Origin of the sequence: Frateuria sp. YIM B11624 (assembly GCF_049727805.1) — a bacterium.
Taxonomy (GTDB): Bacteria; Pseudomonadota; Gammaproteobacteria; order Xanthomonadales; family Rhodanobacteraceae; genus Frateuria_A.
Window position 1 is genome coordinate 1 of sequence record NZ_JBCNYA010000042.1, and the last position, 13,238, is coordinate 13,238.

The 13,238-nt window shown below is 67.8% G+C and carries 11 protein-coding genes; all 11 read right to left on the bottom strand.

Going from position 1 to position 13,238, the window contains the following annotated elements; translation table 11 throughout:
- On the bottom strand, positions 1–813 hold an 813-nt coding region (locus tag AAIL17_RS16665), incomplete at its 3' end, for a DNA gyrase subunit A (RefSeq protein ID WP_424683976.1).
- A gap of 148 nt (positions 814–961) precedes the next feature.
- Positions 962–1,372 carry a GtrA family protein gene (locus AAIL17_RS16670; RefSeq protein WP_424683977.1) on the bottom strand — a complete coding sequence of 137 codons (411 nt, stop codon included), beginning with the start codon at positions 1,370–1,372 and terminating at the stop codon, positions 962–964.
- Entirely contained in the window at positions 1,369–2,397 is a 1,029-nt protein-coding gene (mtnA, locus tag AAIL17_RS16675) for an S-methyl-5-thioribose-1-phosphate isomerase (RefSeq protein WP_424683978.1), read from the bottom strand. Before mtnA ends, AAIL17_RS16670 begins: the two co-directional genes overlap by 4 nt.
- 120 nt (positions 2,398–2,517) lie before the next feature.
- Entirely contained in the window at positions 2,518–3,585 is a 1,068-nt protein-coding gene (gene phaC / locus AAIL17_RS16680; RefSeq protein WP_424683979.1) for a class III poly(R)-hydroxyalkanoic acid synthase subunit PhaC, read from the bottom strand.
- Positions 3,586–3,593: 8 nt separating this feature from the next.
- On the bottom strand, positions 3,594–4,457 hold the full coding sequence (locus tag AAIL17_RS16685) for a poly(R)-hydroxyalkanoic acid synthase subunit PhaE (RefSeq protein ID WP_424683980.1): 864 nt from the start codon (positions 4,455–4,457) through the stop codon (positions 3,594–3,596).
- A gap of 225 nt (positions 4,458–4,682) precedes the next feature.
- Positions 4,683–6,788, bottom strand: a complete 2,106-nt coding sequence (gene pnp, locus AAIL17_RS16690; RefSeq protein WP_424683981.1) for a polyribonucleotide nucleotidyltransferase — start codon at positions 6,786–6,788, stop codon at positions 4,683–4,685.
- Between the two features lie 76 nt (positions 6,789–6,864).
- Entirely contained in the window at positions 6,865–7,134 is a 270-nt protein-coding gene (gene rpsO / locus AAIL17_RS16695; protein ID WP_291190900.1) for a 30S ribosomal protein S15, read from the bottom strand.
- Between the two features lie 179 nt (positions 7,135–7,313).
- Positions 7,314–8,270, bottom strand: coding sequence for a tRNA pseudouridine(55) synthase TruB (gene truB, locus AAIL17_RS16700; RefSeq protein WP_424683982.1), 957 nt, complete (start codon positions 8,268–8,270; stop codon positions 7,314–7,316).
- Positions 8,251–8,631 carry a 30S ribosome-binding factor RbfA gene (gene rbfA / locus AAIL17_RS16705; RefSeq protein ID WP_424683983.1) on the bottom strand — a complete coding sequence of 127 codons (381 nt, stop codon included), beginning with the start codon at positions 8,629–8,631 and terminating at the stop codon, positions 8,251–8,253. Before rbfA ends, truB begins: the two co-directional genes overlap by 20 nt.
- 189 nt (positions 8,632–8,820) lie before the next feature.
- Positions 8,821–11,574: a translation initiation factor IF-2 gene (gene infB, locus AAIL17_RS16710; protein ID WP_424683984.1), complete on the bottom strand. Its 2,754-nt coding sequence runs from the start codon at positions 11,572–11,574 to the stop codon at positions 8,821–8,823.
- Positions 11,575–11,706: 132 nt separating this feature from the next.
- Complete coding sequence (gene nusA, locus AAIL17_RS16715; protein ID WP_424683985.1) at positions 11,707–13,206, bottom strand: transcription termination factor NusA; 1,500 nt, start codon at positions 13,204–13,206, stop codon at positions 11,707–11,709.
- Positions 13,207–13,238: the final 32 nt, after the last annotated feature.

A 13,238-nucleotide genomic window follows, 5' to 3' on the forward strand; every position in this document is an offset into this window, starting at 1 on the left:
CCGCGCCTTGTTCACCTGGGAGGGCAGCTCGTGGACGAGGATGGTCTCGCGGCCGTTCGACTCGGTCTCGATCTCGGTGCGCGCGCGCACCAGGATGCGGCCGCGGCCGGTGCGGTAGGCCTCGACGATGCCGGCGGCGCCGTTGATGAGGCCGGCGGTCGGAAAGTCCGGACCCGGGATGTACTGCATCAGTTCGTCGACCGAGAGCGACGGCTCGTCGATCAGCGCGATGGTGCCGGCGATCACCTCGTTGAGGTTGTGCGGCGGCACATTGGTGGCCATGCCGACCGCGATGCCGGCCGAGCCGTTGATCAGCAGGTTCGGCACGCGGGTGGGCAGCACCAGCGGCTCACTCTCGCTCTCGTCGTAGTTCGGCCCGAAGTCGACCGTTTCCTTGTCGATGTCGGCGAGCAGCTCGTGCGTGAGCCGCGACATGCGCACCTCGGTGTATCGCATCGCCGCGGCGTTGTCGCCGTCCACCGAACCGAAGTTGCCCTGGCCGTCGACCAGCATGTAGCGCAGCGAGAACGGCTGGGCCATGCGCACGATGGCGTCGTAGACCGACGCGTCGCCGTGCGGGTGGTACTTACCGATCACGTCGCCGACCACGCGGGCCGATTTCTTGTAGGGCTTGTTCCAGGCGTTGCCCAGCTCGTTCATCGCGTAGAGCACGCGGCGATGCACGGGCTTGAGGCCGTCGCGCACGTCCGGAAGGGCGCGTCCCACGATCACGCTCATGGCGTAATCGAGGTAGCTCTGGCGCATCTCGTCTTCGATATTGACGCGGATGACTTCTTTGGCGAGTTCTGCCATCAATCGGCTTCCCAGTCGGCTTCCATGGAACGAAAAAGGCCGCGCAGCCAGCGCTTCGTGCACGCGGTTGCGCGGCCCTCAAGCAATCGTGAAATTGTATCACGAATGCGTTTCGAAAGCCATGATTTTTACCTTTAAAAACAGTGCCTTAGATGGCCCGTTTCGGGCGTCTGAAAAGCCACCCGCGCGCTGTCGAGAAATTGACCAGCGCGGCCACCGCCGACCCTGCCGCTGCGGCCACTGCCGGCCACTGCTCGAGCGGTTCGAAGGCCAGCAACAAGGCGGCGTAGATCGCGTAGTTGACGCACGCGCCCAGCCCCATCAGCGCCATCCAGTGCAGCCATTCGGCCGCCGGCGAGCGCCCGCTGGCACGATGGGCGAAGGTGTGGCGTCGATTCCACGCCCAGGTCGCGGTGGCTGCGAGCAGGAACGACAGTACCCGCGCCAGGTACGGGTTCCAGCCGCCCCAGGCGACCAGCGCCTGCACGGTGCCGGCATCGACGAGCAGGCCGATGGCGCCGCCGACGGCGAACAGTCCGACCTCGCGGCGCAGCCTCACCGGCCGAACACCGCCTGCATGGCCATCGCGCTGGGACGCTCGATCACTCCCCGCTCGGTGACGATCGCGTCGATCAGCTCCGCGGGCGTGACGTCGAACACCGGGTTCCAGGCCTGCGCACCCTCGACCGCCGTGCGGCGCCCGCCGATGGAGAGCAGCTCGTCGGCGTGGCGCAGCTCGATCTCGATCGCCTCGCCATCGGGCGTGGCCATGTCCACGGTGGAGGACGGCGCCACCACCATGAACCTCACGCCGTGGTGGCGCGCGGCGATGGCGAGCTGATAGGTACCGATCTTGTTGGCGGTGTCGCCGTTGGCGGCGATGCGGTCGGCGCCGACGATCACCCACTGCACCCTGCCCGAACGCATCAGGTGCGCGGCGGCGGAATCGGCGATCAGGTGCGCGGGAATCCTGTCGCGCACCAGTTCGTACATGGTCAGGCGCGCGCCCTGCTGCCAGGGACGCGTCTCGCCGGCGAACACTTCGTCGATGCGGCCGCCGGCGACGCCCGCGCGGATCACCCCCAGCGCCGTGCCGTAGCCGGCGGTGGCGAGCGAGCCCGTATTGCAGTGGGTGAGCACGCCCGATCCCGGCGCAATGAGGGCTGCGCCCAGCTCGCCCATGTGGCGGTTGGCGGCCAGGTCCTCGTCCTGGATCGCCTGGGCCTCGCGCTCGAGCGCGGCGGCATCCGCGCCGGTGGCGATGCACGCCTTCATGCGGTCGAGCGCCCACATCAGGTTCACTGCGGTGGGCCGCGCCGCGCGCAGCGTCGCCAGCACCTCGTCCAGCGACGCCCCCTGTTGCGCCGCCAACACCACGCCCCAGGCGGCGGCGATGCCGATGGCCGGCGCGCCGCGTACGGCCAGGTCACGGATCGCCTGGGTCACCTGGCTGGCATCGCGGCATTCGATCCAGCGCTCCTCGGCAGGCAGCAGGCGCTGGTCGAGCAGGCACAGGCGATCGCCGCGCCACTGCACGGCGCGGATGGTGTCGTGCTCGCGGAGGGATTCGGAGGAGATGCTCATGGGAACGGCAGTCGAGGAAATGATCGAAAAGCCTAGCATGCGGCTACGCATGCGCCGCGTGCGGTGGGCTTCATCCCACCTTTCCTTCGGAATGGCGGTGGGCGGAAGCCCGTCCGACGCCTACCCGCGCTCGCGCAGCCAGCGATGGATGGCGGGAGGCACTTCGCGCTGCGCGCGGCCGGAAACATAGATGCCGATGTGGCCACCCCTGAAGGCCAGCTCGGTGTAGTCCTCGCTGCCCACGTGATGGCCTAGCGCACGCGACGCGTCGGGCGGGACCAGATGATCCTGCTCCGCATAGATGTTGAGCACGGGCTGGGTGATGCAGCCGAGGTCCACCGGCCTGCCGCCGATCGTGAGTCCGCCCTTGACCAATTTGTTGGCCTGGAAGAATTCCTTGACGAACTCGCGGAAGGCCTCGCCCGCCTGGTCGGGCGAGTCGAAGATCCAGCGTTCCATGCGCAGGAAGTTTTCCAGCTCCCGCGGGTTGTCCAGGATGTCGACCAGGTTGATGTACTTCTGCTGCAAGAGCCGCACCGGCTTGAGGGTGAGGTAGACCCAGTTCATCAAGGCGGCGGGAATGTTGCCCAGCGCGTCGACGAACAGGTCCACGTCGATGTCGCGCGCCCAGTGCGAAAGCATGTTGTCCGGCGTGTGGTAGTCCACCGGGGTGACCATCGTCACCAGGTTGCGCACCTTGTCCGCGTGCAGCGCCGTGTAGCACAGCGAGAACGCGCCGCCCTGGCAGATGCCCAGCAGGTCGATGGCTTCCACGCCGGCCTGTGCACGCACCGCATCGACGCAGCGATCGAGGTAGCCGTCGATGTAATCCTCCAGCGTGAGCCAGCGGTCGGCGCCGTCGGGATAGCCCCAGTCGATCAGGTACACGTCCTCGCCCTGCGCCAACAGGTTGCGCACCAACGAGCGGTCGCTCTGCAGGTCGGTCATCCAGACCGTGTTGACCAGCGCGTAGACGATCAGCAGGGGTGTGCGGGACGTCGGCTCGCGCTCGCCACGCATGCGCCAGAGCGTGAGCTTGTCTTCGCGGTAGACGAGCTCCCGTGGGGTGTCGGCATAGGCAGGCTCGGCCAGGCCATGCAGGCTGGTTGCGGCGGCGGCCAGCTTGCGCTGGAAGGTGGTGATCTCGTCGAGGATCCGCGTGGGATCCAGTGGTCCTGGCGTCTGCATGGTCGGTCTCAGCGCGGCTTGCGCGGTGCGCGGCGGGTGGTGGCCTTGGACGCGGGCCTAGCCTTGGAGGCGGACCGTGCCTTGGCCCGCGCCGCAGACTTCACCGGCGCTTTGGGCTTGGACGTCTTTACGGCCACATAATCGACTACATTGCGACCGGCCGCCTGCATGCGCCGGAGTTCGCGGCGCAGTTCCTGCAGCCGCTGTCCCAGCATCGCAACCTCGCTGCGCGTAGGTAGACCCGCCTCGCGGCACCACTGTTCCACCTGTTGCTGCTGCAACTGGCGCACGCGCATCTGCGTGTTGCCCTGCGCGGCATAGGCCTCGCGGAACTCGTCCGAGAGCGCGATCTCCGCATAGGCCTCCTCCGCCGCGTCGACCCACTGGTCGTACATGGCCTTGAGCGAATCGACCTGGAAGCCGGGTTCGGCCAGCTTGCGCTGCATCCGTTCGGCACCTTGTGCCTGCGCGCGGGCGAGCAGCTCCTGATAGCGCGCGCTGGCCTGCTGGTGGTCGAGCAGCGCGCGGAGGAGCGCCTGCTGCTGCGCCTGCTGTTCGCGCGTGTAGCCGAAGGCGGGCGTGTCGAGCAGTCCACGCAACGCGTCGAGTCCAACCGGCGGCGTGCCCATGCCGGGCATGGTCCAGTGGCCGAAGGGTGCGCCCGGTGGGGCGACATGGCCGCCCTGCCCGGTCATCGCGGCGGCAGCCTGTTGCATCCAGTCGAGATAACTCTTGAGGCCGTCCACGCCCGGCGCCGGTGGAGGCGCGGCGGGCGCAGGTGCAGGACCGGCCCAGGAGCGGCTCCAGGCGTCCCACACCTGGCGGCCCAGAGCTTCGAAGTCGGCGACGGGGTTCTGCGCGGTCACGGGCATGCCTTGCGGGGGATCGGTGGGATCGTAGCAAAAGCCGTATGAGCGCAGGTTTCAGCCGTGGCGACGCGATGGTGGGCCGAAGCCCGTCCCGCGGTGGACGCATGGAATGTTCTTTAAAAAAAAACGGGCCAGAGGCCCGTTTTTTTTTGGATGGGGTCGGAGCGATTCTCGTCAGCCCCGGCCTCACCCCTGCCCTCTCCCCGGAGGAGAGAGGGAGCGAAGCGTTCAGCCGTTGGCGGCTTCGTCCTCGGTTACGGCCTTCATGGACAGGCGGATACGACCCTGCTTGTCCACTTCCAACACCTTGACCTTCACGATGTCGCCTTCCTTGAGCTTGTCGGACACCTTCTCGACGCGCTCGGAGGAGATCTGCGAAACGTGCACCAGGCCGTCCTTGCCCGGCATGATCGTCACGAACGCGCCGAAGTCCATCAGCTTGGCGACCTTGCCCTCGTAGATGCGGCCCGGCTCGACGTCGGAGACGATCTGCTCGATGCGCTTCTTGGCCTCGTCGGCCGCCAGGCGGTTGACCGAGGCGATGATCACCGTACCGTCATCACTGATATCAATGGTCGTGCCGGTCTCTTCGGTGATCGAGCGGATGGTGGCGCCGCCCTTGCCGATGACCTCGCGGATCTTGTCCGGGTGGATCTTGATGGTGAGCAGGCGCGGGGCGTACTCGCTCATCTCCGAACGCGGCGTGCTGATGACCTTGGCCATCTCGCCCAGGATGTGCAGGCGGCCACGCTTGGCCTGCTCCAGCGCCACCTTCATGATCTCTTCGGTGATGCCGTCGATCTTGATGTCCATCTGCAGCGCGGAGATGCCATCGGCACTGCCGGCCACCTTGAAGTCCATGTCGCCGAGGTGATCCTCGTCGCCCAGGATGTCGGACAGCACCACGAAGTCGCTGCCTTCCTTGACCAGGCCCATGGCGATGCCGGCGACCGGCGCCTTCAGCGGCACGCCGGCGTCCATCATGGCCAGCGAGGAACCGCACACCGAGGCCATCGAGGAGGAGCCGTTCGACTCGGTGATCTCCGAGACCACGCGCAGCACGTACGGGAATTCCTCGATCGAGGGCTTGACCGCCTGCACGCCGCGCTTGGCGAGGCGGCCGTGGCCGATCTCGCGGCGCTTCGGCGCGCCGAAGCGGCCGGCCTCACCCACCGAGAACGGCGGGAAGTTGTAGTGGAACAGGAACGGATCCTTCGACTCGCCTTCCGGCGCGTCGATGATCTGCGCGTCGCGGGTGGTGCCCAGCGTGGCCACGACCAGCGCCTGCGTCTCGCCGCGGGTGAACAGCGCCGAGCCGTGGGTACGCGGCAGCACGCCGACGCGCACGCTGATCGGACGGATGTCGTCGAGCTGGCGGCCGTCGATGCGCACCTTCGTCTTCAGCACGCTGTCGCGCATGGTGTGGTACTCGAGCTCGCCGAACTCCTTGGCGAGTTCGGCGGACGACCAGCCGTTGGCCTCGGCCTGCGGCTTGAGCGTCTCCAGCACGTCGCTCTTGATCGCGGCGATCGCATCACGTCGCTGCAGCTTGTCGCGCACCTGGAACGCTGCTTCCAGCTTGTTGCCGACTTCGCCCTTGAGGGCGGCGACCAGCGACTCGTTGCGCGCCGGCGCCTGCCAGGTCGAGGCGGGCTTGGCCGCTTCGGTGGCGAGCTCGGCGATCGCGTTGATCGCGACCTGCATCTGCTTGTGGCCGAACACGACCGCGCCGAGCATGACTTCCTCGGACAGCAGCTTGGCCTCGGACTCGACCATCAGCACGGCACCGGCGGTACCGGCGACGACCAGGTCCAGGTCGGAGGTCTTCAGTTCCGTGGCCGACGGGTTCAGCAGGTACTGGCCGTTGGCATAACCGACGCGGGCGGCGCCGATCGGGCCCTTGAACGGGATGCCGGCGAGGCTGAGCGCCGCGGAAGCGCCGAGCATCGCCACGATGTCACCGTCGACTTCCGGGTTCAGCGAGACGACCTGTGCGATGACCTGCACTTCGTTCTTGTAGTCGTCCGGGAACAGCGGACGGACCGGGCGGTCGATCAGGCGCGAGGTCAGCGTCTCCTTCTCGGTCGGACGGCCTTCGCGCTTGAAGAAGCCACCGGGGATGCGGCCGGCCGAATAGAACTTCTCGACGTAATCCACGGTGAGCGGGAAGAAATCCTGCCCCTCGCGCGGCTTGGCCGCCGCGACCGCGGTGACCAGCACCACGGTGCCGCCCATGCTGACCATGACCGCACCGGATGCCTGGCGGGCGATTTCGCCCGTCTCCAGTGTGACTTCGTGATTACCGTACTGGAATGACTTGGTTACTTTCGCCACGATGATTTCCTGTTTTGAAGAGTGCGGCCATGGACGGCCGCTTTTTGATCCTCGCGTTCATGGATGAACGCAGAAATCACCTACGCAGGCCGAGGCGTTCGATCAGGCTCTGGTAGCGGGCCAGGTCGCGATCCTTCAGATACGCGAGCAGGCTCTTGCGGCGGTTGACCAGTTGCAGCAGGCCACGACGCGAGTGGTGGTCCTGCTTGTGTTCCTTGAAATGGCCGGTGAGGTGGTCGATGCGCGCCGACAACAGGGCCACCTGCACCTCCGGCGAACCGGTGTCGTTCGGCACGCGGCCGTAGTCAGCAATGATCTTGCTGGTCTGTTCTGCGGTAAGGGACATGGGTATCTCTTCCTTCAAAAAGCGGATGCGGAACTTGTGCAACGTCACCGCCCGGTGAAGTTGCACAAGCTCCGCTGGTTGGATGTGAAGCTCTGGAACAAGCTCGCTATTGTAGCGAGGGCGGGCGGTTGGCAACAAGAGCGGGGAAATGGGGCCGTTCCCGGCCGAGCCTGCGGGTTTCACGTCGCAGGCAGGTTGAAACCGCGCACGATGCGCACCCGCCCGGCCGCGTCCGGCTCGACCAGTGCCAGCAGGCGGCCATCGGGGGCGAAAGCCGCGCTGCGGCCCTGTTCCGGGGCGCCAGGCCAGGGAATCTGCCGGCCCTGCGTCACGGCGAGCGCCTGCGACGCATCCAGCGCCAGCGCCGGCAGCCCGGCCAGCCCGGCGGCAAGCGGCAGCAGCAGCGCATCGACAGCAGCCTCGCCCTGCCCGGCTGCCAGCTCCAGCTCGGCCAGCGTGACCATCGCCGGCTCGCGGAACGGTTCCACCCACAACCTGCGCAGTGCGGTCAGATGGGCGCCACAGCCCAGCCGCTCGCCCAGGTCGACCGCCAGGCTGCGGATATAGGTGCCGGAGCCGCACTCGACCAGCAGGCGCAGGCAGTCGCCTTCATGTGCCAGCAGCTCCAGCCGATGGATATCGACCTCGCGCGGCGGCGCCTCCACCGACTCGCCGCGGCGGGCCTTGACGTACAACGGCTCGCCGCCCTGTTTCAGGGCCGAATACACCGGCGGCACCTGCACGATGCGGCCGCGCAGGCTGGCCAGCGCCTGTTCGAGGGTTGCCGGATCCAGCGGCGGCACGGACCGTCGCTCGACGATCTCGCCTTCGAGGTCCGCCGTGGTGGTGGTGGCGCCCAGCCGGCACTCGGCCAGGTAGGCCTTGCGCGAACCGAGCAGCATGCCCGCGACCTTGGTGCTCTCGCCGAAGCACAGCGGCAACAGGCCCGTGGCCAGCGGATCGAGCGCACCGGTATGGCCGCCCTTGGCTGCCCGCAGCAGCCGGCGGGCGGCCTGCAGGGCCTGGTTGGAACTGAGTCCCAACGGTTTGTCGAGCAACAGGATGCCGTGCAGTTCGCGGGACGGGGCAGCGGAACCTCGGCGGCCCGCGCGCTGGCTACGGCTCGCTGTCGTCATCGCTCTTCGGCTGGACGTCGCCCGAGTCGCGCAGCAGGCGTTCGATGCGCTCGCTCTTGTCGACCGAATCGTCGTACTTGAAGCGCAGCTCCGGAACGCGGCGCAGGCGCATGCTGCGCGAGAGCGTGCGACGGAATTCCACCGCCAGTTCGTTGAGCGCCTTGACCGCCTCGGCGGCGCGTTCCGCCTGCAGGGCGGTCACCCATACGGTGGCCCAGTCGAGGTCGCGGGTGACTTCCACGTCGGACACGCTCACCGAGGGCAGTGCGTGGTCGCGCACGGCGGCATGCACCAGCAGGCCCAGCTCGCGGCGGAGCTCGGCGCCTACGCGGTCGGTGCGTTTGAAGTCGCGTGAGGGCATGGGGGCTCCAATAGATGATGGCGTCGCCGCCTGGCGGCGACCACCTTGTCCCCTCTCCCCTCCGGGGAGAGGATGGGTGAGGGGGCGGGGCTCGCCTCAGATCAGCAACCGCTGAGGCTAGAGCACCCCCTCACCCCAACAACCCTCTCCCCCTGATCTCATTGGAGCCGGGGGAGAGGGAGCAAAGCATCAAAGCGTGCGGGCAACCTCGATACGCTCAAAGCACTCGATCTGGTCGCCGACCTTGACGTCGTTGTACTGCTTCACGGCGATACCGCACTCCATGCCGTTGCGCACCTCGTCGACCAGGTCCTTGAAGCGGCGCAGCGATTCCAGTTCGCCCTGGAACACCACCGTGTTGTCGCGCAGCACGCGGATCGGCTTGTTCCGCTTGACCGTGCCCTCGGTGACCATGCAGCCGGCCACCGCGCCGAACTTGGAGCTGCGGAAGACCTCGCGCACCTGCGCGATGCCGATGATCTCCTCGCGCACTTCCACGCCCAGCAGGCCGGATGCCGCCTGCTTCACCTGGTCGATGACGTCGTAGATGATCGAGAAATAGCGCACGTCCAGGCCGGCGGTGTCGATCACCTTGCGCGCCGAGGCGTCGGCACGCACGTTGAAGCCGATGATCAGCGCCTTCGACGCGGCCGCGAGCGTGGCGTCGGATTCGGTGATGCCGCCTACGCCGGCCGCGATCACGTTGACCTTCACGTTCTCGTTGCCGATCTGGCTGAGCGAGTCGCGCAGCGCCTGCACCGAACCCTGCACGTCGGCCTTGACCAGGATGTTGAGCGTCTGCTGCTCGTTGCCCTGGCCCATCTGCGCCATGATGTCCTCGAGGCGGTTGGCCTTGCTGACCATGCGCGTCTCGCGACGCTTCTGCTGGCGCTCGGCGGCCACTTCGCGCGCCAGGCGCTCGTCGGCCACCACCACGAAGTCGTCGCCGGCCTCCGGCACGCCGGAAAGGCCGAGCACCTGCACCGGAATCGACGGGCCGGCTTCCTGCACGGTCTTGCCGGTCTCGTCGACCAGCGCGCGCATGCGGCCGTATTCGACGCCGCAGACCACGAAGTCGCCGCGCTTGAGCGTGCCCTGCTGCACCAGCACGGTGGCCACCGGGCCGCGGCCCTTGTCCAGGCTGGATTCGATCACCACGCCGGTGGCCGGGCCATCGTGCACGGCGGTGAGCTCCATCACCTCGGCCTGCACCGAGATCGCATCGAGCAGGTCGTCAATGCCCATGCCGGTCTTGGCCGACACCGGCACGAACGGGGTGTCACCGCCCCACTCTTCCGGGATGACTTCCAGGTTGCCCAGGCCCTGCTTGACGTGGTCCGGGTTGGCGTCGGACTTGTCCATCTTGTTGAGCGCCACGATCAGCGGCACCTTGGCGGCGCGCGCGTGCTGCACGGCCTCGGCCGTCTGCGGCATCACGCCGTCGTCGGCGGCGACCACCAGCACCACGATGTCGGTGGACTGCGCGCCGCGGGCGCGCATCGCGGTGAACGCGGCGTGGCCCGGGGTGTCGAGGAAGGTGATCACGCCCTTGGGCGTGTCCACGTGGTACGCGCCGATGTGCTGCGTGATGCCGCCGGCCTCGCCCGCGGCCACCTTGGTGCGGCGGATGTAGTCCAGCAGCGAGGTCTTGCCGTGGTCGACGTGGCCCATGATGGTGACCACCGGCGGACGCGGCGATTTCTCGCCTTCCAGCTCTGCGTTCTGGGTATGCGCGGCCAGTGCGGCCTCGGCGTTGTTCTCGTTCGCCTCGACCGGGGTGTGGCCCAGCTCCTCGACCACCAGCGTGGCGGTATCGCGGTCGATGGTCTGGTTGATGGTGGCCATCACGCCCATCTTGAAGAGCGCCTTGACCACTTCCGAACCCTTGACCGCCATCTTCTGCGCCAGGTCGGCGACGACGTTGGCCTCGCCGACCATCACCTCGCGCACCACCGGTGCGGTGGGACGCGAGAAGCCGTGCGTACCGGCGGCGGCGCTGGAGCCGCCGCGGACGGCCTCGCGGCCGCCCTTGCCGGGCTTGCCGCGCTTGCTGGAACGACGCGCGCGATCGGCGTCGGACAGGTGCAGTTCGCCGCCGGCGAAGCGCTTGCCGCCCGGACCCTCGTCGCGGTCGCGGCCGTAGCGCGCCTTGGCGCCGCCGCGCGCATCGGCCGGGGCCGGGGCAGGCGCCGGAGCCGGAGCAGGCGCCGCGACGACGACCTTCTTCTCGCGCTTACGGGGCTCATGGATGCGCGGCACGATCATGCCGAACGCACTGTAATCGGTGCTGGAGGACGGGGTCGGCGCGGGAGCCGCAACGGTTCTGGCGGCCACGGGTGCCGGTGCTTCGGCGGCGGCTTCCTGCGCGGACGCTTCCGCAACGGCCGGCGCCTCGGCGGGCTGCTCGACGGCGGCCTGCTCGCTCTGGCGACGAGCTTCCTCGGCCTGGCGCTGCTCCTCCAGGGCGCGCTGCTGCGCTTCCTGCTGGCGACGCTGCTCGGTCTCCAGGCGCTCGCGCTCCTCGTGCTCGCGCTGCTGCTGCGACTCGGCCAGCTTGCGCACGGCCTCCTCGCGCTCGGGCTCGGCGCTGGCTTCCTCGGCGATCACGCTGCGCTTGACGTAGGTGCGCTTGGCGCGCACTTCCACGTTGACCGTCTTGGCGCTGCTGGCGGCACCGCGCCCGCCGGGCGTGGCGACCTTCAGCTCGCTGACCTTGCGGCGTTTGAGTGTGATCTGGCGCGGCGAGCTGTCCTCCACTTCGGGAGTCGCTTCGCCCTTGCCATGGGTGCGGCGCAGGAAGCCCAGCAGCTTCACCTTCTCGGTGCTGCTGATGACCTGCTCCGGATCGGAGAAATTCATGCCCGCCTCGCCGAGCTGCCCCAGCAGCTTGGTGACCGGCATGCCCAGCACCTGGGCAAGTTGTTTGATCGTTACATCCGACATCGTGTTCTTTCTCCGCCGTTCCCGCGCTTATCGTCCGTGCGGCCCCAAGCCGGCACGTCCACCTCCATCCATGGCGGAAGACCCGCAGGGGCCTTCCTCGGCGCGCCCTTCCGAAGGCGCCGCCGTCCGCGGTTAGCCGCCTTTCTCCAGCCGCTCGATCATCGGTGCGCGGGCCGCCATGATCAACGCGGCGGCGCGCTCCTCGTCCATGCCTTCGATGTCGATCAGGTCGTCGACCGCAAGGTCGGCCAGATCGTCCACCGTACCCACTTCGCGTGCAGCCAGCGCATAGGCGGTGGCCTCGTCCATGCCCGGCAGCGCGAGCAGTTCCTCGGACGGTTCCGCGATGCCTTCTTCCACCGCCAGCGCCTCGGTGAGCAGCGCATCGCGGGCGCGCGCGCGCAGTTCCTCGACGATGTCCTCGTCGAAGCCTTCCACCGCGAGCAGCTCGGCGCTGGGCACGTAGGCGATTTCCTCGACGCTGGAGAAGCCTTCCTGCACCAGGATGTTGGCGATCTCCTCGTCCACTTCCAGCTTGTCCATGAACAGCTGGCGCGCGGCCTGCTGCTCGGCCTCGCTCTTGGCGGTGACCTGGTCCTGAGTCATCACGTTGAGCTGCCAGCCGGTGAGCTTGCTGGCCAGGCGCACGTTCTGGCCGCCGCGGCCGATGGCCTGGGACAGCTTGTCCTCGGCCACCGCGATGTCCATCGAGTGCTTTTCCTCGTCCATGATGATGGACTGCACCTCGGCGGGCGCCATCGCGTTGATGACGTACTGCGCCTGGTTCTCGTGCCACAGGATGATGTCCACGCGCTCGCCGTTGAGCTCGTTGGACACCGCCTGCACGCGCGAACCGCGCATGCCGATGCAGGCGCCGATCGGATCGGTGCGAGTGTCGTGCGCGAGCACGGCGATCTTGGCGCGGTCGCCCGGATCGCGCGCGCAGCCCTTGATCTCGACCAGGCCCTGGCCGACTTCCGGCACCTCGAGCTTGAACAGCTCGATCATGAATTCCGGCGCGGCGCGCGAGACGAACAGCTGCGGGCCGCGCACTTCCGAACGCACCTCGTAGAGGTAGCCGCGCACGCGGTCGCCGACGCGGGCCGACTCGCGCGGAATGGTCTTGTCGCGCGGAATGAAGGCCTCGGCGTTGGAACCCAGGTCGAGGTACACGTTGCCGCGCTCGACGCGCTTGACGATGCCGGTGATCAGCTCGCCCACGCGGTCCTTGTAGGCATCGACCACCTGCTGGCGCTCGGCCTCGCGCACGCGCTGCACGATCACCTGCTTGGCGGCCTGCGCGGCGATGCGGCCGAATTCGGCGTTCTCGATCTGCTGCTCGATGTAGTCGCCGATCTGGGCGTCCGCCTTCTCGTCCACCGCGTCCATCAGGCGCAGCTGGTGGAACGGCGATTCCATCTCGCCGTCGTCGGCGATGACTTCCCAGCGACGGAACGTCTCGTAGTCGCCGCTCTGGCGGTCGATCGCCACGCGGATGTCCGGATCCTCTTCCGGATAGCGTTTCTTGGCAGCCGAAGCCAGCGCGGCTTCCATCGCCTCGAAAATCACTTCGCGCGGCACGCCCTTTTCGTTGGCGACCGCATCGACGACCAGCAACAGTTCTTTGCTCATTGCAGGAACTCCGTGGGTCTCCATCCGAAGAC

Excerpts from the sequence above, each read along its gene's own strand:
- mtnA (WP_424683978.1), bottom strand. The coding sequence starts at position 2,397 with ATGAGCATCTCCTCCGAATCCCTCCGCGAGCACGACACCATCCGCGCC.
- phaC (WP_424683979.1), bottom strand. The coding sequence starts at position 3,585 with ATGCAGACGCCAGGACCACTGGATCCCACGCGGATCCTCGACGAGATC.
- AAIL17_RS16685 (WP_424683980.1), bottom strand. The coding sequence starts at position 4,457 with ATGCCCGTGACCGCGCAGAACCCCGTCGCCGACTTCGAAGCTCTGGGC.
- rpsO (WP_291190900.1), bottom strand. The coding sequence starts at position 7,134 with ATGTCCCTTACCGCAGAACAGACCAGCAAGATCATTGCTGACTACGGC.
- truB (WP_424683982.1), bottom strand. The coding sequence starts at position 8,270 with ATGACGACAGCGAGCCGTAGCCAGCGCGCGGGCCGCCGAGGTTCCGCT.
- rbfA (WP_424683983.1), bottom strand. The coding sequence starts at position 8,631 with ATGCCCTCACGCGACTTCAAACGCACCGACCGCGTAGGCGCCGAGCTC.
- infB (WP_424683984.1), bottom strand. The coding sequence starts at position 11,574 with ATGTCGGATGTAACGATCAAACAACTTGCCCAGGTGCTGGGCATGCCG.
- nusA (WP_424683985.1), bottom strand. The coding sequence starts at position 13,206 with ATGAGCAAAGAACTGTTGCTGGTCGTCGATGCGGTCGCCAACGAAAAG.